Genomic DNA, 22,597 nt, shown 5'->3' on the forward strand with positions numbered 1-22,597 from the left:
TTGAAATCAGTTCAAGACTGAATGCGCAAAGCCACCGGCCTGTTCCGGTCCGGTCTTTATCTGCCTTCGCGCCGCCAGGCCAGCAGCAGGAAGATCACGACCAGTCCAGCTGCCAGCAGGCCGGGTAGAAGGGGCAGGCTCGTTGAGCTTCTTACCGCATAAGCACCGCGTTCGCGCAGGCCAAGCCAGTTACCTCCTTCCGCGTCCGCATTTCGCCCAACACGGCGTGTATCCGGCATGCTGTCGCTGGGGCTGTCCATCGTATAAACGCCGCCACCCGTGTGCTCGGCGACTGGCCTGAGGACATCACCTGTCGCTTCCAGGGCGGCATATTCCTTCGGATTAGCCGGGCCATTCAGAGTTACCGCTTCCAGTCCCCCCGCGCGGGCGCGGAAGAGGCCGAGACGGTCAATCGGGGCTTCGGCAACGAACTCACCCGGCCCTGTTGCCTGCCAGTCCGGTTGCATCGTCGATCCGTCAGGCCTTTCGATGGTGAGCGGTGCAGCGTTGTCTGAGAGTGTGCGCAAGGTCGCGCGCACCGTGTCGCCACGGGCTTCAAGACGCAGCTGGCGTTCTTCCAGTTCCGGCTCTTTCATCAGCCAGTGCACCATGCGCCGGATCAGCTCTGCAAATGGGCCGCCGCCATCATGCCCGCGCGCCCAGAGCCAGATCTGGCCGGAGAGGAGCTGTGCGACCCGTCCTTCATCGACACGGTCAACAACAAGCAGAGGGTCGCCGTTACGGGCCGTCATCAACACATCGCCAGCTTCGGCCTCTGCCTTGATGTAGCGCACCCAACTGCCCCATTCCCGACCGTCGAGGCTCTGGGTCACCGTGTGGCGTTTGCCGGTGTCAGAAAGCTCAGGCGTGAACTCGCCAACCTCTATCGAGTTGGTCGGCAGGGCAGGCAGCACCCCTGCCAGGGGGGTGTTCGCCAGGCTCGCCGGGCCGGCAAAGTCTTCGCCCGCCGCGATCATCAAAGCGCCGCCATCGGCGACATAACGCGCCATGTTTGCGAGATAGCTCATCGTGATGACGGTGCGCCGTTCATACTGGTCGAAAATGATCAGGTCGAACTCGTCGAGCTTGCTTTCGAATAGCTCCTGCGTCGGAAACGGGATCAGTGCCATCTCATCAAGCGGCGTGATGTCCTGCTTGAAGGGCGGGCGCAGGATGGTGAAGTGAACGAGGTCGACAGATGGGTCGGACTTCAGCAGGTCGCGCCAGACACGCCCGGCGGCATTCGGCTTGCCGGTGATCAGCAGCACGCGCAGCCGGTCGCGCACACCGGACAGGGTCGCTGCTGTGCGATTATTGGCGAGCGTGAGCTCCTGCTCTCCTTCAGGGGTTTCGACAACGACGATATTGTCGCCGCGCCGCTCGATCTCTATGGGAAGCGGCGTTTCCACACCGGTCTCGACGGTAATCTCCTCGGCGCGCGCGCCGTTGATCGAGACGGACACACTTGCCGTGTCCGTCACAGGATCATCCACCCGCACGACGAATTGCGCCTCTTCGCCGACAATCCCGAAATCCGGGGCACGGACAAGCGAGATGCGCCGGTCGCCGCTGTCCGGGTCTCCGGTGACAAGTGTATGAATGGGGCCAAGTTCTTCCAGCCGCGAGAGGTCCTCCGGTACGTCATGCACCTGGCCGTCTGTTACAAGCACAGCCCCGGCAATCCGGTCGCGTGGCACATCCGCCATAAGGCCTTCCAGTGCGCCGATAAGGTTGGTTCCGTCAGAATCGCTGTCTGTCTCGACCATGCGGACATCGAGCGATGCATCGGCATCGAGCTTAGCCTGCAGTTGCTCGCGCGCGGCATCCGCGATTTCCATGCGCTCGCCAAAGGTCATGCTTTCAGACCGGTCGACGATCACTGCCGCCACAGAGGGGAGCGGCTCGCGTTCTTCCCGGACATAGGCCGGATTGGCCAGTGCAGCGGCGATGACAGTCAGGACAGCCGCGCGGGTCAGCCAGGCTCGTCCGCGCCAGCGCAGATAGGCGACATAGGAGACCAGGCACAAGACAAGCAGGCCGATAAGAACCGGCCAGCCAAGCAGAGGGTCGAAGCTGATGCGGGCGGCTTCGGTCATTCCGGGAAATCCTGTGGTCTCGGCGCGGTGTTCTCGTTGCGGCGCAGGATGTCGTCCAGCTCATCACGGACATCACGGGGCTCGCGTGTATCATCGCCATCCTCACCTTCCCCGAGCCGCTCCAGAAGCGCGGGGAGGTGGACCTGGTCTTCCTTGTAGTTGCCGGTCAGCACATACATGATGAGGTTGATACCGAAACGTCTGGCAAGCTCCCGCTGCTGCTCGCCGCCATCGACCGAATAGAGCGGACGCCCCTGCTGGTCGACGGCCCAGGCAGCAAGATAGTCAGCATCACCGATGACAAGCTGCGAGACACCGTCGCCGCGGCGTTCGGACTGTTCGCCGATGCCTGAACTTTCAATCCATAGCCGACGGTCCTGATAGCGGCCCGGAAAACCGTCCAGTAGATAGTAGCTACGGGTCAGCACGTGATCCTGCGGCACAGGGGAAAGCGGTGGCGTATCGAGGCCGGGCAGGACACGTTCAAGGCTGGAGAAACTGTTATCATTGGAGACGTCTCCGCCATTGCGTGTATCAATGACCAGCGCGCCGCCACTCCGCAGGTATTCATTCAACCGTTCTACCGCGCGTGAACTCAGCGGTTCGGCATTGGCAGGCAGGCCAAGGAAGATGACCGGATAGACATCCAGCGCATCGGTCTCCGGGTCCACGGCATGAGGTTCTGCCGGTTCGACTGATGTGCGCCGGTAAAGAACGAGCGACAGCCCTGCCAGCCCGGCCCGTGTGGCTTCATCGGCAGATGCGTCACCGGTCTCGATATAGGCCAGCCGCATCTCCAGCGCCGCTTCGGTTGCCTTGTCGATCTCGCCGGTAACATTGACGTCCGTGCCATAGCCCGGGCTGACGGCGTAGCTGTCACGCTCGGGGTAGAGATTATAACTCTGGGCGGCGGCTTCTGGCTGAAGGCCGTTAAGGGCAAGGGTCCCGGCACATATCAGAAGTGAGGCATTCGCCGTGCGCTTCAGGCGCGGCAGCCGGCCGGCAACGGCAAGCGCGATCATCAGGTCGATTGCGAGGATAAGCGCGGCCAGTCCAAGCAGTGGTCCAGCCAGCCGCAGGGACCGGGCTTCCGCGTCGCCGAGCAGCCTTGTGCCGGTGGGCCAGTCTGTCATGCGGTCGCCCGTGAAATCTTTCGCGGCATTGAGTGCACGCGTGCCTGAGGGGCCGCGATAGAGACCGGGTGGGTGCTCTTCAGACGGTTGTGTCGTGGCAAATTCGCTGGCCGTGATCGGCGTCGCGTTCGAGTCGGGCGTCTCCAGTCTGCCATAGCCGTTCAGGACAATTTCGGGCGCATAAGTGCCTTCGCCATCATTCACCGTTTCACCACGTCCGGCCGCGATGGCCCGGCGCAGCATCTCCACAAATGTGCCGGAGTAGGGAAGGTCGGACCAGTCCGGGCCTGCTGTAATATGGAACAGCACCAGCATTCCCTCACCGCTGGCATTGGCGGTCACCAGGGGAGAGCCATCGCTAAGCCGTGCCCATGTCCTGTTCGCCAGTGAGGGATCGGGCCGGGCGAGAACCTGCTGGCGGATCCTGACATCTTCAGGCGCTTTCAGGCCGGCAAAGGGCGATGTGCCGGGGAAACTGCCAATCGCCTGCGGGTCTTCCCAGGTCAGCGCTCCGCCAATCGCGCGTGATGCCCGGCGTAGCGGCGTCGGGACGAGACTGTCGGTCTGGGTGGCCATGCGAGGGCCGGCAAAGCGGATAAGCGCACCGCCGCCTTCGACCCATTCTGCCGTGTCTTCTTCCAGTTGCGGAGAAAGCTGGCCGATGTCGGTCATGATGATGGCGTCCGGGTCTGCTGCGATGAGATCCGGCAGGTTGCCCTCGGTTATCGTCGCGAACGGTTCCAGCGCCTTGCGGACATAGTGCATATCAGACAGCAGGGGCTGGGCCGTCGAATCGCCGGATACCAGACCAACTCTTCTGGACCGTGCTGCCGAATCCCAGAGCCAGACACTGCCAGCACCTTCAGCACCAGTAATCGTGAAGCGCGCGATCCGGGACAAGGCCGCCGCCGGGATGTCGAACACAGCCTGCGTTTCAGCCTCGCCTTCCTCGAAACGCGCTTCTGCCGTCGCGAGCGCGGCACCGTCCATCGTCAGGCCGGAGACATAGCGTGCACTCATCTCGGAGGTGTCAATGCGCGCAAGTTTCAGGCTGGCCCCTTCAGCATCAGAGGACAGGCCGGTAATGGCCGCCGGGCCACGTGGCGGCGCGGCATAGACGCTAAGCGGAGCCATGTTCGAAAGCGCGCGGGCGAAGGGTTCAGCTGTTTCAGGATCGAGCCCGTCAGTGATCCACAGGATCCGGCCTGGCTCAAGCCTGGAGGCCTGAAGCCTCTCCAGCGCTTCGGCCCTGTCCACGGCCCAGCTGACAGGGTCTAGCGAGTTGACCCGCTGGGGCAGTTCGGTCTTGCTCAGAGGTTCGGCCGGGTCGGCATTGAGGGTCTTCGGCGCGGTGAGCAGCAGGTGACCCGGCGTGTTTCGCGGCTCGCCTTCCAGCGCGCCTGCTGCAGCCGAGCGCATTTCCCCCCAGCGCTGGGCGCTGGTCCAGCCATTGTCGACCACGACGAGAACAGGCCCGGCGCTTTCATCTCTTGAACTTGCACCTGGCGCGTGGACGGGCTGGGCGAGACCGAAAATGGCCGCGGTTATGGCCAGCATCCTTAAAAGCAGGATCCACCATGGTGTGCGGGCAGGGGTTTCCTCCTGCGGTGCAACATCGTCAAGCAGGCGCAGCGAAGGCAGCTCAGCTTCCTGAGGCGCCGGCGGCGTTGCGCGCAGGATGTACCAGATCACGGGCAGCGCTATGAGGCCGAGCAGCGCGAAGGGCGCCCCGAAGAGGAATGGCCCGAGCGTCATAGGCGCGCTCCGAATGTTTCCAGTGCGTGCTTGAGACTGGCGCCACAGCGGCGCACCGGCACGCCCGTCGAGTGGCGCACAAGCTGCCAGCCCATGCCTGTTGCCAGCCCCTCAAGGGCTTCGAAGTGTGCCTGGTAACGGGCGAGATACTCCGCTCGTATGGATTCTGCCCGTCCGAAAATGCGGGAAATTTGCCCGCCCGGCCTTGAGAACTGCACACGGCCACGCCAGCGGAACTCTTCCTCGACAGGATCGCTGACCGCCAGCAGGACCCCTTCCTTCGACCGGGCTGCAAGTGGGGCAAGCCGGTCGCGCCAGACCTCCAGGGGATCGTAGAAATCGCTGGCAATCACGAACATGGACTGTGTCTTGGGCGGCGGCGGAAAATCATGACCCCCGGAATTGGCGCCAAGCAGATCTTCGGCCAGCTTGTCCCCGGCAGCCCGGCCAAATCCCGGTGCGCGGGCAGAGCCGAGGGTGCCGACGCGTTCGCCCGCCTTGGAAAGGAGCAGGCCAGCGGCGAGCATCGCGATGCGGGCTGCGTCGGCCTTGTGTATCCGTGTAGTTTCTCCGGCCCAGTCAAAGCCCTGGTGCGGGTCACACCAGAATAACACTGTACGAGCTGTTTCCAGCTCGGTCTCGCGGACGAAGAGTTCGTCGCCGCGTGCAGACCGGCGCCAGTCCACGCGCTGGGCTGCATCTTCCTCGGCATAATGGCGATACTGCCAGAACTGCTCACCAGTGCCTGCACGCTTGCGCCCGGCTGCACCAAGGTGGGCTGTATCTGCCGCGCGCGCCTGCAAGGCCGCGTCGGGCAATGCGCGGGCTAGGACTTCAGCTTCCGCCCTGAGTTTGGATGCGTCCATCATGAGGCCAGCCTGTCGGTACAGTCAAAGGCTGCGGTGAGCTTCTCGCGCCATTTTTCCGGCGCGTCGCCGGCTTCCGAGAGGGTTGAAAGCCTCTCCTGTTCACCAAGCCCGGCTTCGGCATTCACGCCTTCCACGAATTCCGCTGCCTGGGCGCTTTCGTTGGAAAAATGTTCAGCGCTGATGGTCAGCCCTTCATGTGTTGCCCAGGTCTGCAGCAGACGCGCACGTGCATCGCCAAGCTGGCGGCTGGCGGCGCGTCGCTCCTCAGGCGTCATGTCCGGGCGGGCCACCTGCAGGGCAAGGCTGGCGCGCTGGATCGTCCGGTAGCAGCCAGCCAGTGCCCCGGCATCAGCCGCGCCTTTCGCCTGGCTGCAGCCGGCAAGCACACTTGCTCCCGCCAGACCGATCCCGGCGAGCATGCTTCGAGATCGCAGAGCGAACATCATGATCAGATGGCGGCCTTTGCAAGCTCTCCGATCAGATCGCGCAGGGGCGGGGCCTGACCGGTCGGGTCGTAACGCATCGCCATGCGGTGGCCGAGGCAGGGTTCTGCCAGCGCTTCGACATCTTCCAGCGATGGCGCCAGGCGGCCGCGCAGGAGGGCGCGTGCCCGGCAGGCCAGCATGAGTGCCTGACCGGCGCGCGGTGACGGCCCCCAGTCGACAAACCGTCTGACACGTTCGTCGGCTGACTGTTCAGGCCGGGCCTCACGCACAGTGGCAAGGATTGCGGCAAGGACTTTTTCCCCGACCGGCATCTGGCGCACGAGAGCCTGGAGTTTCTGAAGCTGGGCCCCTGTAATCGCCGCACGGACCTCGGCTTCCTCTGTACCGGTGGTCTCGACCAGAATTTTCCGCTCGGTGTCGATATCCGGATATGACACGTCAATTTTCAGCAGGAAGCGGTCAAGCTGGGCTTCGGGCAACGGATAGGTGCCTTCCTGCTCGATCGGGTTCTGTGTCGCCAGGACATGGAACGGCTCGGGCAGGTCATAGCGCACCCCTGCCACCGTGACATGGTGTTCCTGCATGGCTTGCAGGAGCGCAGACTGGGTCCGCGGGGAGGCCCGGTTGATCTCGTCAGCCATCAGGAGCTGGGTGAAGATCGGCCCCTTGATAAAGCGGAAGCTGCGTTCACCACTGGCGCTCTCATCGAGGACTTCCGAGCCCAGGATATCCGAAGGCATGAGGTCTGGTGTGAACTGTATACGCGCGGAATTGAGGCCAAGGGCGGTGCCGATCGAGTCGACCAGCCGGGTCTTGGCGAGGCCCGGTGCGCCGATCAGCAGGGCGTGTCCGCCGGCCAGGATAGAAGCCAGCGCAAGTTCGATTACACGATCCTGTCCGAATACGGCTTTCGCGATCTCCTCGCGCACCTTTGCGAGCGTTTCGCCTGCCGATTCGGCATCCTGAACAATGGCCTGATTATCGTCTGCCATGAGGTCTCCGTCTTCACTCCCGCCTACAACAGACCTACCTCTAGGCAAAATGATGGCGGAGCGCGACGTGAAATCCAATGAAAACACTGCAATCAGTCTTGAAGATCTCCTGAAAGAGATCGCGCCGGACCCTTCAGGCCGGTCCCTGCCGCCTGTCGACAAGTGGTCTCCGGAGCGTTCGAGCGATATCGACATGGAGATTCGCGCCGATGGCAGCTGGTGGCATGAAGGTGGGCGCATCAATCGCAAGAAGCTCGTGCGGCTGTTTTCCACGATCCTGCGAAAGGACGAGGATGGCTCCATCTGGCTGGTGACGCCGTATGAAAAAGTCGTCGTGCACGTCGAGGATGCGCCGTTCATAGCTGTTCGTGTCGACCGGGCGGGAGAAGCCGGAGAGAACCAGACGCTCGCCTTTTCGACGAATGTTGGCGATGTCGTCGTAGCTGGGCCGGAACATCCGATCCGTGTCGAGATCGATCCGGAGACCGGCGAACCTGCGCCCTACATTCTCGTACGCGGCCGCCTTGAGGCCAAGCTCGCCCGGCCTGTCTTCTATGAACTGGCAGATATGGCGGAAGCCGACCCGGATGACGGCGAAACGCTCGGTGTCTGGTCTGACGGGGTTTTCTTTCGTCTCGGCGCAGCTGAATAAGCATCATGGCCTTTGTCGACCTTGATGATTTCCTTGCCCGGGCGAGGCTGCGGCTCGACCCTGTAGAGGGCCGGGAACGCCTGCCTGAGGGTGGCGATATCGAGTTTCTTGATGCGACCGGTATTGCCAGTATCCGCCCCGCAGCCGTGCTTGTGGGCCTGATCCCGCGTGAAAGCGGACCGACTGTCCTGCTGACCCACCGGCCTGAAACGATGGCCACGCATGCCGGGCAGGTCGCTTTTCCGGGTGGCAAGGTCGACCCTGGCGATGCGGATGAAGTCGAGGCAGCCCTTCGTGAAGCCCATGAGGAAGTGGGTGTGGAGCCAGACAAGGCGGAACTGATCGCCCGCGGCGCGCCATACATAACCGGCACGGCCTTTCGTATCGTGCCCGTCCTTGCGACCCTGCCGGCAGATTTTATTGCGAGGCCCGATCCGCTGGAAGTTGCTGATGTCTTTGAAACGCCGCTCAGTTTCCTGATGAACGCAGACAACCACCAGAGGCGGTCGGGACACTGGCGCGGCCAGACCCGGCATTATTTCGAGATGCCATATGAGGGTCACAGGATATGGGGCGTGACGGCAGGTATGATACGCGCTTTATATGAACGTCTTTATGAGGCCGGGGAGGAAACAGAGACGTGACCTACAGGCTTATATTCGAACTGGTTATCTTCCTGACGCCGTTTCTCGCGTTCGGGGTCTGGCGTCTTGCAACCCAGGAGGCTGTCGAAGAGGGGCGCAAACCGTGGCCGATTGCCGTGCTGTTCGGGGTGGGGGCCGCGCTGGCAGTGATTGCCTGGATCGTATTGATCCTGATTGACCGGGGCGGTCGCGAAACCTGCTATGAACGCCGTCGCCTGGTCGATGGGGAAATGGTCGGCGGGCAGGTGGTCCCGTGCGCGAAGGAAAAATCCGATCTCGGAAGTGCCGCGAGCCGCGATCCCGGCGGCAGCGCCCGCGGATTGGGCGGCACGGATTCAGCCGGTCCGGAGACTGCACCCGGCCCACTTGATCCGCCACGCGAAGTGCAGGACGACGATCCGCAATGACGTCACTTGCTGATCAGGACTGGCTGACAGACGCGAAAACAGCGGCTGTCATGGCCGCGCTCGAGGCGGAAAAGCCCGGCAGCGCCCGCTTCGTTGGTGGCTGTGTTCGCAATGCCATCATGGGTGTGCCTGTTGATGATATAGACATCGCAACACAGCTGGCCCCTGAAACGGTCGTCAGTGCTCTCGAGAAGGCTGGTATCAAGGCGGTGCCCACCGGGATAGAGCATGGCACGATCACGGCAGTTATCGACAAGACCCCTTTCGAGATCACCACGCTCCGGCGCGATGTCGAGACCGATGGCCGGCGTGCCGTCGTCGCTTTCACCGAGGACTGGGCGGAAGATGCCGCACGCCGGGACTTCCGGCTCAACGCGATCTACGCCGACGCCGGGGGCAACCTTTACGACCCGACGGGCGGGGGTATCGAGGATGCAAGGTCTCAACGCGTCATCTTTATTGGTGATCCCGACACGCGTCTGAAAGAAGATTATCTGCGCATCCTGCGCTTTTTCCGCTTCTACGCCTGGTATGGCACGGCGATTGATGCCGAGGGGCTCGCTGCCTGTGCGCGCCAGAAAGACGGGCTCAAGCAGATCGCGGTTGAGCGCATCTGGAAGGAACTGCACAAGCTGCTGTCCGCACGTGAACCTGTCGAAGCGGTGAATGCCATGGCCGAAACGGGTGTGCTGGCGCTCCTTCTGCCGGAAGCAGAGGCAACAGACGGCCTGCATGACCTGCGTGTGACCGAAACCCTGTGTGGTGTCGCACCCGATCCCATGCTGCGGCTGATGGCGCTGATCCACCGAAGTGCGAATTCAGTCATGGCGGTGAGCAAGCGTCTTCGCCTCTCCAATGCGGAATCAGACCGGCTGACGCGGTGGGCGGCTGATAATCTGTCCGGTGTGACCGGCCTGAATGGGCGGGAGTTGCGGCTTGCACTTTATTGGCATGGTAAGCAGGCGGTGGTCGATAGGGCCATGCTGTCGGGCCGGAATGTAAGGGACCTGCTCTACGCCGTGCTCGCCTGGAAGCGTCCTGAGTTCCCGGTTGGCGGGGAGGATGCGCTTGCCGCCGGGCTTGAAGGCCCTGAGATCGGCAAGGCCCTTCGCGCGCTCGAGGAATGGTGGATGGAACAGGATTTCCAGCCCGACCGCGAAGAGCTTCTGGCACGGCTCACGGCCTAGCTGCCGACTTTTGAAATCTGATGAAAAGCAGAACGGGCCTGTCAGCTCACGGCCATTTCACCACGGGCGGCATCGAGGACAGGATTGAATTGACGTTACCACCCGTCTTCAGGCCGAAGGTGGTGCCGCGGTCATAGAGCAGGTTGAATTCGACATAGCGTCCACGGCGCACAAGCTGTTCCTCGCGCTCTTGCGGCGTCCAGCTCTCGACCATGCGCCGGCGCATGAGCTTCGGATAAATATCAGCGAAAGCCCGTCCGACATCCTGCGTGAAGGCGAAATCTGTGTCCCAGTCGCCGGTATTGTGGCGATCGTAAAATATTCCGCCCGTTCCGCGCGGTTCGTCGCGGTGATGAAGATGGAAGTACTCGTCGCACTGCTGCTTCATGCGCGGATAGTATTCCGGATCATGCTTGTCGCAGGCGTCCTTCAGGGCAGCGTGGAAGTCTATCGTATCGGCAAAGTCTTCCGTGCGCTGGGTATCGAGCAGCGGTGTAAGATCGGCGCCGCCACCAAACCAGCTGTCATTTGTCACCAGCATCCGGGTGTTCATGTGAACGGCGGGTATGCGTGGATTATGCAGGTGAGCGATCAGGGAAATCCCGCTTGCCCAAAAGCGCCCGCCTGATTCGTCCGCGCCGGGGATCTGTGCCCGGAAAGCTTCCGAGAAATCTCCGTATACACAGGAAAAGTGCACCCCGACCTTCTCGAAGAGTTTTCCTTTCATGATGGCCATTGTGCCACCGCCGAGGTCTTCTGACCCATCGCCGCGCTGCCAGTCCGTTTTCTCGAATGTTCCCGGCGTGCCGGCATAGAGTGGCGGCAGCGCTTCGCGCTCCAGGGCCTCGAATCGCGCAATGATGTCGGTCTGGAGAGCCTGAAACCATTCAGCAGCGCGGGCCTTGCGCGTTTCGAGCGGTGGAGAGGGCATGTTCTGGCTCCGTATGTATCAGCTTCGCCACGAGGTGGGACTTGCTACCTCATTTCATAGTGTCTCTAATGCCGCAGGCAGGGGCTGCAAATACAGGCTTTCATGGCGTCTTACCGCCGCAGGCCTACATGAGCGGCTTGCAATGCTTGGACGAGCGCGCTAACCGCAGCCCCAGACCAGTACGCGAAGGGGGCTTTTGCGGCGTTGCGCCGCAATGTTTTCCTGTGCTGATCCTGTATGCATCTCGGAGAAATCCTTGGCCAGAGGACCGGAAGAGTGAGCGAAGCGCAAACCACCACCCACGAGACGATCGACGAAGATCGCCGTGATTTCATCCATATCGCGACCGCTGCGACGGCTGCTGCCGGCGCAGGTGCGCTTGCATATGTGTTTGTCGACCAGATGAACGCTGCCAGCGACACGAAGGCGGCATCGAGCCTCGATGTTGATGTTTCGAAAGTGCCTGTAGGCGGCGAAATTCGCGTCCTGATCGGCGGCAAGCCTTTCTTTGTCCGCCATCGCACGGAGGCCGAAATTCGGGCCGCCCGCAATGTCGATGTCAGCTCACTGCGCGACCCGCAGACCGATGAAGAGCGGCTCGTGGCGATGCAGGATGGCGCGTTCAAGCCAGCCATTCTCGTGACGTCGGGCTCATGTACGCACCTTGGCTGTGTGCCGGTCGGCCCTGCGCAAGGGAATACAGGCGACTTCGGTGGCTGGTACTGCCCGTGCCACGGTTCGCACTACGATACGTCCGGCCGCATCCGTAAAGGACCTGCGCCGACTAACCTGCCGGTTCCTGACTATCGCTATGTCAGTCCGTCCGTGATCAATATTACGCTTTAAGAGAGGACGCCAGAGCAATGAGCGGACATCCCTCTAATTACGAACCGCAGACCGGTTTCACGAAATGGCTCGATACGCGCCTGCCCATCGTGCGGCTGGCCTATGACAGCGTTGTCGATTTCCCGACGCCGAAAAATCTGAATTACTGGTACACGTTCGGCGGTATCTTGGCGGTCTGCCTTGCAACGCAGATCCTGACAGGGATCGTGCTGGCAATGCACTATACGCCAACAGTCGATGGGGCTTTCGCCTCGGTCGAGCGCATCATGCGTGATGTGCCTTATGGCTGGCTTATCCGCTACATTCACGCCAACGGCGCCTCGATGTTCTTCCTTGCGGTCTATATCCACATGTTCCGCGGCCTGTACTACGGCTCCTACAAGGCGCCGCGTGAAGTTCTCTGGATTCTTGGCTGTGTGATCTTCCTTCTCATGATGGGCACCGCCTTCCTTGGCTATGTGCTGCCATGGGGTCAGATGTCGTATCACGGTGCCAACGTCATCACCGGCCTGATCGGTGCGCTGCCGCTGGTAGGTGAGGGCATCCAGTCCTGGCTCATGGGCGGTCCGTCGATCGGCAACCAGACGCTGCAGCGCTTCTTCTCGCTGCACTACCTGCTACCCTTCATGATTGCCGGTGTCGTCATCCTTCACATCTGGGCACTGCACGTGCCGGGCAACAACAACCCGACCGGCGTTGAAGCGCGCAAGGATCCAGAAGGCCTCAAGAAAGACACTGTGCCTTTCCACCCGTACTACACGGTGAAGGACGGTTTCGCGATCGTCGTCTTCCTTCTGATCTTCGCGACATTCGTATTCTACATGCCGAACGTGCTCGGGCACGCGGACAACTATATCGAAGCTGACCCGCTCGTGACGCCCGCGTACATCGTGCCGGAGTGGTACCTGCTGCCTTTCTACGCGATCCTTCGCGCCATCACCTTCGATATCGGCCCGATCGATGCGAAGCTGCTTGGTGTCATCGCGATGTTCGGTTCGATTGCCATCCTGTTTGTGCTGCCCTGGCTTGATACATCCAAGGTTCGCTCGATGCGCTACCGTCCAGTGGCGCGGCAATTCTTCTTCGGCTTTGTCGTTGCCTCCCTGCTGCTTGGCTGGTGTGGTGCATCCAACCCGGATGATCCGATCATCCCGATGGGCTCGGACAAACTGGTCGTCAGCTATACGGATGCGAACGGCAACGAAGCGACCCAGACCTATGAAGAGTATGGCGCAGCGGCGAGCTTCCGTGACCAGAAGCTTGATGAAGGTGTCGAGGCTTCGATGGCTGTCGACAAGGCACCTGCCTTCCGCTTCGTGCACCTGGCACAGCTGATGACGCTCTACTATTTCGCCTATTTCCTGGTCATCCTGCCGCTGCTCGGTCTGCGCGAGAAGCCGAAGGATGAGCCGACATCAATTCACAAGGCCGTGCTCGGGAATGACCGTGCCGCGCCTGCGCCCGCCGAATAAGAGGTATGGACATGAAATTCCTGCGTTTCATTTCTGCTGGACTGGGCGCGGCGGCACTGGCTGCCAGCGCTCACGCGGCTGGAGGTGCGCTGCACGCGCATGAACCTGAAGGCGGCTGGGCATTCGAAGGCCCTGTCGGCGAGCTGGACATGGAAAGTGTGCAGCGCGGCTACCAGGTCTATCGCGAGGTCTGCGCCTCCTGTCACTCCATGCGGTTGCTGCACTATCGCAACCTGGGTGAGCCGGGTGGCCCGTTCTATGATCCGGAATATCCGAACGCGAACAACAACCCGCTGGTGAAGGCATTCGCTGCCCAGGACGAGATCCTGAGCACCGAGCCGAATGACGTGGGTGATTATGAGTACCGCCCGGCCCGGACGTCCGATCCATTCAAGTCGCCTTACCCGAACGACGCTGCTGCTCGTGCGGCCAATGGTGGGGCGCTGCCGCCTGATCTCTCAGTTATCACGAAGGCACGTGCTGGCGGGGCGAGCTATGTCTACAGCCTGATGACCGGATATCCGGAAGAAGAGGCAATCTCGACGCGCGAAATCGAGGTGGAAGCCGAGGAACCCGCGGAAGGTGAAAACGGTGATGAAGAAGCCGACGCCGAAAGCGAAGGTGCAGACGGTGAAGGTTCTGCCGAAGTGTCCCCGCGCACTGAAACCCAGACCGTGATCGACGTCGCCGAGATGGAAGCGCTTTCGCACGGCGACAGTCACTATGAAGGCGAACTCGTGCAGCCGGTCGGGCAGTACTACAATCCTTACATGGCGGGCGATGCGTCCGCCCAGTGGCAGGGTGATCCGCGTCACACGCCACCGGGTGGTTTCCTGGCCATGCCGCCCCAACTGACCGACGGCCGCGTGAGCTACCTCGACGGTACAGAAGCGACGGTCGACCAGATGGCGCGCGATGTTGCGGCATTCCTGCAATGGGCTGGTGAGCCGAAACAGCAGCAGCGCAAGTCGACGGGTCTTGCCACGATGATCTATCTGGCAATCTTGGCTGTGTTGCTCTGGTTCTCCTTCCACCGCATCTGGCGGAAGGTCGATCACTAGCTCTAAAAGCTGGAAATAATTCCCTGAATTCCCGGGCAGCCTAGCTGTCCGGGAATTTGTATCTGAGGCTCTGGGTTGCCGAGTAGACCCCGTAAACGCCTATCGCGATGGCGGAGGCCAGCATCAGCCATGTGCCAAATGGCTGTTCCTGTACCCAGCCGAGTGTCGCGGCGAGGCCCTTTATATCGCTCTGGTCGGCCTCGACGCCGCCAATCAGCAGGAAGCCACCGACCAGCAGGAACAGCACGCCACGCCCGCCGATTCCGAATGAGATCAGCGCCGTAAGGCGGCCAGCCCACCCTGAAAGGTCGATATTGCGTTTCCATTGCCCGGTGCGCGCACGCCAGATTTGCGCGCAACCAATGCCGCACAGGACAAGCCCACCCAGGGCAACGACCCATCGGCCGAATGGCTGTTGCATGAGCCAGCTTGCCGTTTCCTCTGTCTTGCCGCCGCCACTTTGATTATTGCTGCCGAGCGTCACAGCCGCAGCCGCGATCCCGACAAGAAGGTAGCTCATGCCTGAAGAGGCCATGCCAAGGCGTGCAAGAATGCCTTTTACCCGGTTGCCCTGTCGTTCAGTGTCCGCAATAGCCTGCTGGAAGCGCCACACAGCATAAAGCCACAGGCCGACGGCGAGTGCGGAGAGAAGGATACGCCCGCCTCGTTCTGCCTCAATTGCCTGAAATGCGTCGGCGGGGCTCAACCCATCCTGCGTGCCAGCCCGGAAGACCGCATCCATGAGCAATATGGAGACGGCGATATAGACAAAGCTGCGTGCCCCTAGGCCGGTGCGGGCAATGGCTTCCGTTACGGGCGCCGGGATGGCTCTTTCTGTCATCAGCGATAAGCGCTCCAAAACCGTGCGTGGTTCCACCCCAAGGGTCACGCAGACTTGATTTCCCTGCCAGCGCCTGCTTCTGCGACAGCATGGGACAAGACAGTGGAGACGGATGAATATGAGTGAATGGACGATTGGCGTGATTGGCGGGTCCGGTCTGTATGAAATGGAGGGGCTTGAAGCCATGGACGAGGTGGTTGTCGAGACCCCGTGGGGAACACCGTCCGACAAGCTGGTCACAGGCCGTATCGGGGATGTTTCTTTCGTTTTCCTGCCACGCCATGGCAAGGGGCACCGCCTGACCCCCACCGATATTCCCTACAGGGCCAATATAGACGCCCTGAAGCGCCTCGGTTGCACCGATATCATTTCCGTCTCGGCCTGCGGATCCCTGAAAGAGGCTTACGCGCCGGGTGACTATGTCATGATCGACCAGTTCATTGACCGCACCTTTGCGCGAGAGAAGTCTTTCTTCGGGCCGGGCATGGTGGCGCACGTGTCCATGGCTGATCCAGTCTGTGCCCGCCTGTCAGCGCTGGCCGCGGATGCGGCTGAAACTACAGGCGTGAATATCCACCGTGGCGGAACCTACCTGGCCATGGAAGGTCCGCAATTCTCGTCGCGTGCCGAAAGCTTTCTCTATCGTCAGTGGGGGTGTGACGTCATCGGCATGACCAATATGCCAGAGGCCAAGCTCGCCCGCGAGGCGGAGCTGCCTTATGCCACCATGGCCATGGTCACGGATTATGACTGCTGGCATGACGGGATGGAGGCTGTGTCGGTGACCAACGTTCTTGAGATCATGAAACAGAACACTGAGAATGCCCGTCAGGCTCTCCTGGAACTGGCACACCGCCTGAATGGGCAAGAGCGAACGCCGTCACCACAGGCGATCGAGACCTGCCTCGATTTCGCGATGATTACGGCCCCTGAGGCACGCGATCCGGCTGTCCTGGACAAGCTGGACGCAGTCGCCGGCCGTGTGCTCTGATAGCGGGAGGCCGCTGAAGATGTCCCCTGCTTCAACCGCGCTGAACGTGGTGTGTCAGTGGTACAGTGGCGGTACGGTGGCGGTACAGAAAATCGCCTTTGAAGGAGGCCGGACGGGGGCCTAGAAGTCGCTGAGATCGGGCACGCGGCCGAAGGCGATCTTGGCCCCGGCATAGCCGCCCGGCGGTTCACGGTTCAGGCCGAAACCGATCACGCTGCGCTGGTGTTTCAGGTTGAGTCCGTCGACCACGTCGCTCAGATGGCTGCTGGCGTCGCGTCCCCGGCGCTGCCCGGCTGGCTCGAAAAGGTCGCTTGCATAGGCCTGCTCGGTCACAAGGTCATGCAGGATCACCGACAGGCGCGCAAATGTGTGCCGCTCTGCCCCCCGCTCCAGGGCAGCCGCGTGGAAGCTGCTGAGAGCCTTCAGGAATGTCCGGTCATCTCGGGCCGGGAAGAAGCTCGTTTCCCAGGCGTGATCCTGCCCGTTGCGGGACTTGAGGCTGAGGCTGATACGCCGGGCGCGGAAGTGTTCGCGCCGCATACGACGGGCGGCTTTCTGCACCAGCAGGCGGGCAATCTCGAAGGCCGGGCCGAGGGTTTGCCAGCCTGTAGTCAGCACACGGCCGTGACCGAACATCCGCCGCTCTGTCGGCGGGCGCTCGACGGCATAGCCATGCAGCTGTGCCCAGAAGCGCTCGCCTTCGACGCTGCCCCAGATTGCTCGGGCATGCTTGGGAGAGAGGTCACGCAGGGCACCAATCGTGAAAATGCCGTTGCGGTGCAGGCGTGCCAGCATCCCCTTCGCGATGCCAGGAAGGTCATCCAGCGGCAGTGTCTCAAGCGGGCCGGGCAGGGCATCCGGGTGCAGGATGGTCAGCCCGTTGGGTTTGTTCATTTCCGCGGCAACCTTGGCGAGAAACTGGTTCGGCCCGAGCCCGATGGAGGGCGTGACCCACGGCCCGATTTCGGCGCGCAGTCCAGCCCGTATGCGTTCGGCAAGCCCCTCGGCATCAGCCTGTTCGCGCGGACAGAGACGGCACTCCATCTCATCGACCGACCAGACCTTGGTGACAGGGACAAACTGGCCGATGACTTCGAGAATGCGGTGATGCACGCGCACATAGACATCATGGCGTGCCACGGGCAGGGCGATCCCCGGACACATCTGCCGCGCTTCACTGGCCCGCGTGCCGCGCCGCACCCCTGAGGCTTTCGCGGTGTAACAGCATGCGATGAGGCTGGTGTGTTCAGAGTCGAGCGGGCGCACCCCGACCGGGCGGCCCTGCAATTCCGGCCGCAACTGTTTCTCGACGCTGGCGAAGTAGCAGTCGAAGTCAATGTAGAGGCATTCAAGCGTGTCCGGCTTTCTCATCTCTGTCTCCCGCATCCGAACAAAACAGGAACATTTTGAGTGAGTCAAGCTGGCTAATACTTTGGTATGAGAAGGTATTCACATTTTCGTTGCCGACTCGGATTTCTTCCCAATCGCTGTTAGGGAGAGGCATAATGACCGGTACGTATGATCTGATATTTTCCGCAGACAGCCCTGCCATGCAGGCTTCTGACGTCCTCACCCTCTCCCGGCGGCCATGGCGCCGGGCGCAGGTGGCAATCCTATTTGCCGGCTGGCACCAGCCTGTTTCAGAGGCAGGTTCATGATCGACTACAAGAAGAAGATCCGGACCATTCCGGACTATCCTGCCAAGGGCATCATGTTCCGTGATGTGACCACGCTGATGAGCGATGCAGATGCCTTCGCGGCGGCCATTGAGGACCTGTGCAAGCCATTCACGAACATGAACGTCACCAAAGTCGCCGGGATCGATGCGCGCGGTTTCATTCTCGGCGGAGCGATGGCGGTGCGGCTGGGGGCTGGTTTCCTGCCTTTACGCAAGCCGGGCAAGCTGCCTTACAAGACGCTGAAAGAGAGTTATCAGCTCGAATATGGCAGTGATGAACTGCACATGCATACAGACGGTGTCGAGCCGGGGGAGCATGTCCTGCTGGTCGACGACCTGATCGCGACAGGTGGCACGGCCGAAGCCGGGGTTAAGCTGTTGCGTCGCGGGCAGGCAGATATCGTGTCTGCGGTTTTCCTGGTTGACCTGCCAGACCTTGGGGGCGCGCGGCGCCTGCGCCAGATCGGTATTGATGTTACCAGCCTCATCTCCTTTACTGGGAGTTGAACGACAACAGGGGCTGCCAATGAAATATGTTTCCGCGCTGAGCGCAGTATTGATGGCGGGGGCCCTGGGAAACCTGGGGGCGTGCGGCAATGGCGGCGAGGCGCCTGCCGAAGAGCCACAGACAGGACAGGCGCAAGAGAAGGCGGTCGATAGGACTGACGCGCCAGCCTGGCAGGATTCAGTTGCAGGGCTTCAGAAGCTGGCGGACGAGGATTTCAGTATCCAGGGCGGCCAGGAAGCCGACATCTCGGGCCTTAGTGACGCGCTGCCAGATCTGGTCTCGGTTAGCTGGGATGAAAAAACGTTCGATGAGGAAACTGGTGCGACGGCCTTCTCGGATCTTACGATCACGATAAATACTGACCCGGCATTCGGCCTGAAAGCAGGTGATGCTGAAGTCTGGGGCCTCAATACCGGTCTTATGGCTGCACGTCTTAATGGTGAGCGCCTTGAGGAAGAAGGGCTCGCGTTTAACCGTTTCGAGGCGCGTGATGTCAGCTATTTCGGTATTGCCGGGGCACTCGGGACGGTCTTCGAAGGACTGGAAGAGGAGATCGAGGAGGAGAGCGGCGAGCCTGTTGAAGTCGGCATCGACACATTCGAGGCCACAATATCGGAAATGGTCCTTAGCAATATGTCGCTGCGGCCCTACGAACTGGTGGCAGCGTCTGACAGCTTTTTCGCAGATATTGGGCTGGACGATGAGGAGATGAGCGAAGAGGACCGGGCGGACCAGCAGGAGGGCCTCTATTTCCTGCGTCTGGCACAGCAGGCCGTCGCCGTTGGCCGTACCTTCAGCGTTGAAGCGGCCGGCATGCATGACATCAAGGTTCGTGTCGCCGTAAACCAGCCGGGCATGACCCAGACAATTGAAGGCAGCAGTGCTTTCTATGGCTATGAAGACCTGAATGGCTTCGACCTTGGCTGGGCGGTTGTTGTGGATAGGGTCCAGTCACAATTCATTGAAATGAATGATAAAAATGGTGACCTCAGCGAAGCGGGCTGGGAAGAGTTCAATCTTGACCAGGTCGAGACGACAGCCTTCATGTCCTATGAGGACATCAAGCTGGACAAGCTGGCCGGGTTACTCGCCCGCTCGGAATTTCCGTCCATGGAAGAACGCGACCTGTTGAGCCTCGGCCGGTGGCAAGCGCGCGACTATTCGCTTCAGCTCAATGACGGCGACATTTTCAGTGTCGAGCGCATTGACCTCGATGCTGACACCTTTGCCTGGCTCATTCCAGAGAAGATCGGGCTTGAAATGAGCGGCGCCGAACTGGATGCCGAGGCTGTAGGCCAGACCGCGCTTGCTTTCATCCCGGAAGAAGCTTTTGGTTCGGCAGAAACCACAGACCCGGCCTCCGAGGATGGCGCAGCAACCGGTGATGAAGGCAAATCAGGCGAGGAAGTGCTCGCCAACCTTCGAACAGCCGTCGGCAAGCTCGATGAGCATGGCCTCTCCACGATCCCGTTCAATGTCTCCGCCAACTGGAGCTGGGGCGCTGATACCGGCGAAACAGTCATTTCACTGGACATGGCTTCCGAAGGCTTCGGGGAAGGCGCCGCGTCCATGCGTATCAGGCTTCCCGATTACGCGGGTGTCCAGAAGGCCTATGAGGCCGAAGATCGCGAAGCGGCATTCCGGCAGGCATTCGAGGAGGCTTTTGCCTTTGGCGGCGCGCGCCTCTACGAAGCCGATGACGGAGGGTATGACAAGCTGTTTGCCTATGTGAACGACATTGCCAAGCTCTATCCGCAAGAGGGCTGGGGCGCGATGCTTGGCAATATGGATGCACAGCAGATACGAAACTTCATCGCGAACATGATCCGTTCCATCAAGGGGTCCGCCGCGCAGGAGTTTCCACCCGCAGGGGCGTGGCTGGAATCCATCGCGGCGTATTACCAGACATCGGGGGGCAGTCTGGAGATCATGTCGGCCCCGTCTGAGCCGGTGACGCCGGAATATTTCGAGACGGTTGATGTGGACCAGGATCCGGAACAATTTGTGGAGAAGCTCGGCCTCTCGGTAACGCATAAACCGGAATAGGGCAGCAAGCCGCTTGACCATCGGGGCCCGGCGTCTCACCTATGGCGTCTGACCTGTTTTGACGGAGTATTCATGACCACGCAGCTCGACGACGAACAAGACGCAAAGCCGATGAACGAGCCGAACGCCTTCCTTGAGGAAGCGCTGTTTGATGCGCGTACAATTCTGCTGACCGGTGGCATTGACGACAAACAGGCCCGGCGGGTCTGTGAGCGTCTTCTCGCGCTTGGCTCCAAGAGCAGCAAGCCGATCCTTCTGGTCATCTCCTCTCCGGGTGGCCATGTCGAATCCGGGGACATGATCCACGACATGATCAAGTTCGTCGAAGCGCCAGTGAAAGTGCTCGGCTCGGGCTGGGTCGCGTCTGCCGGGGCGTTGATCTATGCGGCGGCGAAGAAGGAAAACCGCTATTCGCTGCCGAATACACGTTTCCTGCTTCATGAACCGCGTGGCGGCTTTGGCGGCCAGGCTTCAGATGTCGAGATCCAGGTTCGCGAGATCGTGCGCATGCGCGAGCGCCTGAACAAGATCTTCGCTGAAGCCACAGGCCAGACGCTTGAAAAGATCAAGGCCGACACGGACCGCGATCACTGGATGAGTGCGGAAGAAGCCGTCGAGTACGGCATGGTTGGCAAGATCGTCACCAGCCGCAAGGAAATTTCCTGATCTAGACGCTGACAGTTTCAGCCACAGGCGCTGTTTCGAAGAAACGGGCGATGTGGCTGGCTGTGCGTTCCGGTTCCGTAAACGGGAAGAGATGTCCGGCATCGGGCAGGATACGGTGCTCGGCATTCGGCATGAATGTCGCCAGCTGAAGGGCGTTTGAGGGGGCGACCAGACGGTCTCGCGCGCCGGCGAGCACCAGTGTAGGCGTCTGCACGAAAGGCAGGAAAGGCAGGCTCGACCATCCGGCGAAGGAGGCAAACTGTGCCGCCATCGCTGCGGGAGCAGGTGCGACCAGTTCGTTGAGGTGCGGGCCGGTCATGTCACTCATCAGGTCGTTCAGGACAGCCAGGAACGGGTTCATCGTGGCGAGCAGGCTGTCTTCGCTCCAGTCATGCGGCATCATGGAAAATCCGCTGCATGTGCCCGCAAGGACGAGCCGGGCAACCCGGTCACGGTATTGCAGGGTGACCTGCTGTGCGAGTGCGCCACCAATCGACAGGCCGATGAGATCAAATCGGGGTGCGCCGAGCTGACGGGCCGCTTCCACCGTCATTCGCGCCAGAAGTGGCGGAGGCAGGGGCATGTGGCTGGCTTCTGTCAGTCCGGAGCCCGGCATTTCCACGGCAATGAAGCGCCGGCCGGGGAAGCGCGCGGCAAGCGGGGCTGCAATCTCTAGACTCGTGCCGACACCGTTCAGGAAGAGGATGGGAAGGCCGGGGCGCCTCTCGTGCCAGACCTTGGCACGCAGCAGGTGCCCGCCTGTCTCGCACCAGTAATCGGGGGGCAGGTCATCGTCTGGTCTATGCGCTTCGGCTTGCGGCAGCGGTCTGCCCCCTCATGAGACCCCATGGCCGCGTCTGCGGGCCACCCTGAAAACGAAAAGGGAGACCAGACAGGCCTCCCTTCGCCACTCTACTCGATTACTCTACTGTGCGATAACAAGTATACAGGGAGCGGCTTCTTGCCAACCCTGTGCCTGCAATCAGTTGTGGTTATTGGGAAAATGGCGGGCCGGAAAGTCGCAGCGTCAGTGCCGATGTATTTCTACTTGTAGATACGCGCCGAGGACGAAATATTACTGTTCTGTTATATTTGGAGTGTCCCAGATTAATCCTCCAGGTAGGCCTGTGCCTGGCAGGCCTCTCCAGCAAGTTCTTTCTGGTGAAGTGGATTGAAGCAGCCCCTGCCGGGGGCATTCATTTCCTTTTTGACCGACTGGATCAAAAATTTTACGGAGCAAACCGGAAATGAATGGTGGTTGGAGGGAGACTTGAACTCCCGACCTCATGATTATGAGTCATGCGCTCTAACCAGCTGAGCTACCCAACCCTTGACCATTCGACTGCCGCGGGGGCTGTTCCGGGGCTATCAAGGCT

Annotated in this window: 21 protein-coding genes and 1 tRNA gene; 12 read left to right on the top strand and 10 right to left on the bottom strand. The window is 61.1% G+C overall.

What is annotated here, in order from left to right; genetic code table 11:
- Positions 1–56: 56 nt before the first annotated feature.
- Genes Q1K31_RS02090 through Q1K31_RS02110 form a run of 5 tightly spaced genes read right to left on the bottom strand, consistent with a single transcriptional unit; the run spans position 57 to position 7,291 of the window.
- Positions 57–2,096 carry a hypothetical protein gene (locus Q1K31_RS02090; RefSeq protein ID WP_300376199.1) on the bottom strand — a complete coding sequence of 680 codons (2,040 nt, stop codon included), beginning with the start codon at positions 2,094–2,096 and terminating at the stop codon, positions 57–59.
- Complete coding sequence (locus tag Q1K31_RS02095; RefSeq protein ID WP_300376201.1) at positions 2,093–4,984, bottom strand: DUF4159 domain-containing protein; 2,892 nt, start codon at positions 4,982–4,984, stop codon at positions 2,093–2,095. Before Q1K31_RS02095 ends, Q1K31_RS02090 begins: the two co-directional genes overlap by 4 nt.
- A complete protein-coding gene (locus Q1K31_RS02100) occupies positions 4,981–5,853 on the bottom strand; it encodes a DUF58 domain-containing protein (RefSeq protein ID WP_300376203.1) in 873 nt (290 codons plus the stop codon). The genes Q1K31_RS02095 and Q1K31_RS02100 overlap by 4 nt, the downstream gene beginning before the upstream one ends.
- Positions 5,850–6,299 (bottom strand): hypothetical protein, encoded by a 450-nt coding sequence (locus Q1K31_RS02105; RefSeq protein WP_300376205.1) that lies wholly within the window; start codon positions 6,297–6,299, stop codon positions 5,850–5,852. The genes Q1K31_RS02100 and Q1K31_RS02105 overlap by 4 nt, the downstream gene beginning before the upstream one ends.
- 2 nt (positions 6,300–6,301) lie before the next feature.
- A complete protein-coding gene (locus tag Q1K31_RS02110) occupies positions 6,302–7,291 on the bottom strand; it encodes a MoxR family ATPase (RefSeq protein ID WP_300376207.1) in 990 nt (329 codons plus the stop codon).
- A gap of 49 nt (positions 7,292–7,340) precedes the next feature.
- Here Q1K31_RS02110 and Q1K31_RS02115 point away from each other — a divergent pair, with 49 nt between their 5' ends.
- The 4 genes from Q1K31_RS02115 to Q1K31_RS02130 are packed head-to-tail and all read left to right on the top strand — an operon-like array spanning position 7,341 to position 10,181.
- Entirely contained in the window at positions 7,341–7,943 is a 603-nt protein-coding gene (locus tag Q1K31_RS02115; protein WP_367187498.1) for a DUF1285 domain-containing protein, read from the top strand.
- 5 nt (positions 7,944–7,948) lie between these two features.
- Positions 7,949–8,587 (top strand): CoA pyrophosphatase, encoded by a 639-nt coding sequence (locus tag Q1K31_RS02120; RefSeq protein ID WP_300376211.1) that lies wholly within the window; start codon positions 7,949–7,951, stop codon positions 8,585–8,587.
- Positions 8,584–8,994: a hypothetical protein gene (locus Q1K31_RS02125; RefSeq protein ID WP_300376213.1), complete on the top strand. Its 411-nt coding sequence runs from the start codon at positions 8,584–8,586 to the stop codon at positions 8,992–8,994. Before Q1K31_RS02120 ends, Q1K31_RS02125 begins: the two co-directional genes overlap by 4 nt.
- The gene (locus Q1K31_RS02130; protein WP_300376215.1) at positions 8,991–10,181 is read left to right on the top strand and encodes a CCA tRNA nucleotidyltransferase; all 1,191 of its coding nucleotides are present in this window, start codon (positions 8,991–8,993) and stop codon (positions 10,179–10,181) included. Before Q1K31_RS02125 ends, Q1K31_RS02130 begins: the two co-directional genes overlap by 4 nt.
- A 46-nt stretch (positions 10,182–10,227) precedes the next feature.
- Here the strand turns inward: Q1K31_RS02130 and hemF are convergent, their stop codons facing one another.
- A complete protein-coding gene (gene hemF / locus Q1K31_RS02135; RefSeq protein WP_300376217.1) occupies positions 10,228–11,112 on the bottom strand; it encodes an oxygen-dependent coproporphyrinogen oxidase in 885 nt (294 codons plus the stop codon).
- A gap of 276 nt (positions 11,113–11,388) precedes the next feature.
- Between hemF and petA the strand changes: the two genes are divergently transcribed.
- Genes petA through Q1K31_RS02150 form a run of 3 tightly spaced genes read left to right on the top strand, consistent with a single transcriptional unit; the run spans position 11,389 to position 14,491 of the window.
- The gene (gene petA, locus Q1K31_RS02140) at positions 11,389–11,958 is read left to right on the top strand and encodes a ubiquinol-cytochrome c reductase iron-sulfur subunit (protein WP_300376219.1); all 570 of its coding nucleotides are present in this window, start codon (positions 11,389–11,391) and stop codon (positions 11,956–11,958) included.
- A gap of 17 nt (positions 11,959–11,975) precedes the next feature.
- The gene (locus Q1K31_RS02145) at positions 11,976–13,430 is read left to right on the top strand and encodes a cytochrome b N-terminal domain-containing protein (RefSeq protein ID WP_300376221.1); all 1,455 of its coding nucleotides are present in this window, start codon (positions 11,976–11,978) and stop codon (positions 13,428–13,430) included.
- Between the two features lie 11 nt (positions 13,431–13,441).
- Positions 13,442–14,491: a cytochrome c1 gene (locus tag Q1K31_RS02150; RefSeq protein WP_300376223.1), complete on the top strand. Its 1,050-nt coding sequence runs from the start codon at positions 13,442–13,444 to the stop codon at positions 14,489–14,491.
- Between the two features lie 40 nt (positions 14,492–14,531).
- On the opposite strand, the gene Q1K31_RS02155 is transcribed toward Q1K31_RS02150, so the two are convergent.
- On the bottom strand, positions 14,532–15,332 hold the full coding sequence (locus Q1K31_RS02155; RefSeq protein ID WP_300376225.1) for a DUF1206 domain-containing protein: 801 nt from the start codon (positions 15,330–15,332) through the stop codon (positions 14,532–14,534).
- A 118-nt stretch (positions 15,333–15,450) separates the two neighbouring features.
- Between Q1K31_RS02155 and Q1K31_RS02160 the strand changes: the two genes are divergently transcribed.
- Positions 15,451–16,323 (top strand): S-methyl-5'-thioadenosine phosphorylase, encoded by an 873-nt coding sequence (locus Q1K31_RS02160; protein ID WP_300376227.1) that lies wholly within the window; start codon positions 15,451–15,453, stop codon positions 16,321–16,323.
- Positions 16,324–16,443: 120 nt separating this feature from the next.
- Here the strand turns inward: Q1K31_RS02160 and Q1K31_RS02165 are convergent, their stop codons facing one another.
- Positions 16,444–17,694, bottom strand: coding sequence for a hypothetical protein (locus Q1K31_RS02165; protein ID WP_300376229.1), 1,251 nt, complete (start codon positions 17,692–17,694; stop codon positions 16,444–16,446).
- A gap of 134 nt (positions 17,695–17,828) precedes the next feature.
- Between Q1K31_RS02165 and Q1K31_RS02170 the strand changes: the two genes are divergently transcribed.
- The 4 genes from Q1K31_RS02170 to Q1K31_RS02185 all read left to right on the top strand — a co-directional run bounded on the left by Q1K31_RS02170 (position 17,829) and on the right by Q1K31_RS02185 (position 21,221).
- Positions 17,829–17,981 (top strand): hypothetical protein, encoded by a 153-nt coding sequence (locus tag Q1K31_RS02170; protein ID WP_300376231.1) that lies wholly within the window; start codon positions 17,829–17,831, stop codon positions 17,979–17,981.
- Positions 17,978–18,508, top strand: a complete 531-nt coding sequence (locus tag Q1K31_RS02175) for an adenine phosphoribosyltransferase (RefSeq protein WP_300376233.1) — start codon at positions 17,978–17,980, stop codon at positions 18,506–18,508. The genes Q1K31_RS02170 and Q1K31_RS02175 overlap by 4 nt, the downstream gene beginning before the upstream one ends.
- 19 nt (positions 18,509–18,527) lie before the next feature.
- The gene (locus Q1K31_RS02180; protein ID WP_300376235.1) at positions 18,528–20,555 is read left to right on the top strand and encodes a hypothetical protein; all 2,028 of its coding nucleotides are present in this window, start codon (positions 18,528–18,530) and stop codon (positions 20,553–20,555) included.
- 72 nt (positions 20,556–20,627) lie between these two features.
- A complete protein-coding gene (locus Q1K31_RS02185; protein WP_300376237.1) occupies positions 20,628–21,221 on the top strand; it encodes an ATP-dependent Clp protease proteolytic subunit in 594 nt (197 codons plus the stop codon).
- A gap of 1 nt (position 21,222) precedes the next feature.
- Here the strand turns inward: Q1K31_RS02185 and Q1K31_RS02190 are convergent, their stop codons facing one another.
- Both Q1K31_RS02190 and Q1K31_RS02195 read right to left on the bottom strand, forming a co-directional pair.
- Positions 21,223–22,044, bottom strand: a complete 822-nt coding sequence (locus tag Q1K31_RS02190; RefSeq protein WP_367187511.1) for an alpha/beta fold hydrolase — start codon at positions 22,042–22,044, stop codon at positions 21,223–21,225.
- 429 nt (positions 22,045–22,473) lie between these two features.
- A tRNA-Met gene (locus tag Q1K31_RS02195) sits at positions 22,474–22,550 on the bottom strand.
- Positions 22,551–22,597: the final 47 nt, after the last annotated feature.

The organism is Henriciella sp. (assembly GCF_029936995.1).
In the GTDB taxonomy this organism is placed as follows: Bacteria; Pseudomonadota; Alphaproteobacteria; order Caulobacterales; family Hyphomonadaceae; genus Henriciella.

What these genes read in the sequence shown, in the direction of transcription:
- Q1K31_RS02090 (WP_300376199.1), bottom strand. Translation starts at nt 2,096, where the DNA reads ATGACCGAAGCCGCCCGCATCAGCTTCGACCCTCTGCTTGGCTGGCCG.
- Q1K31_RS02095 (WP_300376201.1), bottom strand. Translation starts at nt 4,984, where the DNA reads ATGACGCTCGGGCCATTCCTCTTCGGGGCGCCCTTCGCGCTGCTCGGC.
- Q1K31_RS02100 (WP_300376203.1), bottom strand. Translation starts at nt 5,853, where the DNA reads ATGATGGACGCATCCAAACTCAGGGCGGAAGCTGAAGTCCTAGCCCGC.
- Q1K31_RS02105 (WP_300376205.1), bottom strand. Translation starts at nt 6,299, where the DNA reads ATGATGTTCGCTCTGCGATCTCGAAGCATGCTCGCCGGGATCGGTCTG.
- Q1K31_RS02110 (WP_300376207.1), bottom strand. Translation starts at nt 7,291, where the DNA reads ATGGCAGACGATAATCAGGCCATTGTTCAGGATGCCGAATCGGCAGGC.
- Q1K31_RS02115 (WP_367187498.1), top strand. Translation starts at nt 7,341, where the DNA reads ATGATGGCGGAGCGCGACGTGAAATCCAATGAAAACACTGCAATCAGT.
- Q1K31_RS02120 (WP_300376211.1), top strand. Translation starts at nt 7,949, where the DNA reads ATGGCCTTTGTCGACCTTGATGATTTCCTTGCCCGGGCGAGGCTGCGG.
- Q1K31_RS02130 (WP_300376215.1), top strand. Translation starts at nt 8,991, where the DNA reads ATGACGTCACTTGCTGATCAGGACTGGCTGACAGACGCGAAAACAGCG.
- hemF (WP_300376217.1), bottom strand. Translation starts at nt 11,112, where the DNA reads ATGCCCTCTCCACCGCTCGAAACGCGCAAGGCCCGCGCTGCTGAATGG.
- Q1K31_RS02145 (WP_300376221.1), top strand. Translation starts at nt 11,976, where the DNA reads ATGAGCGGACATCCCTCTAATTACGAACCGCAGACCGGTTTCACGAAA.
- Q1K31_RS02150 (WP_300376223.1), top strand. Translation starts at nt 13,442, where the DNA reads ATGAAATTCCTGCGTTTCATTTCTGCTGGACTGGGCGCGGCGGCACTG.
- Q1K31_RS02155 (WP_300376225.1), bottom strand. Translation starts at nt 15,332, where the DNA reads ATGACAGAAAGAGCCATCCCGGCGCCCGTAACGGAAGCCATTGCCCGC.
- Q1K31_RS02160 (WP_300376227.1), top strand. Translation starts at nt 15,451, where the DNA reads ATGAGTGAATGGACGATTGGCGTGATTGGCGGGTCCGGTCTGTATGAA.
- Q1K31_RS02165 (WP_300376229.1), bottom strand. Translation starts at nt 17,694, where the DNA reads ATGAGAAAGCCGGACACGCTTGAATGCCTCTACATTGACTTCGACTGC.
- Q1K31_RS02170 (WP_300376231.1), top strand. Translation starts at nt 17,829, where the DNA reads ATGACCGGTACGTATGATCTGATATTTTCCGCAGACAGCCCTGCCATG.
- Q1K31_RS02175 (WP_300376233.1), top strand. Translation starts at nt 17,978, where the DNA reads ATGATCGACTACAAGAAGAAGATCCGGACCATTCCGGACTATCCTGCC.
- Q1K31_RS02180 (WP_300376235.1), top strand. Translation starts at nt 18,528, where the DNA reads ATGAAATATGTTTCCGCGCTGAGCGCAGTATTGATGGCGGGGGCCCTG.
- Q1K31_RS02185 (WP_300376237.1), top strand. Translation starts at nt 20,628, where the DNA reads ATGACCACGCAGCTCGACGACGAACAAGACGCAAAGCCGATGAACGAG.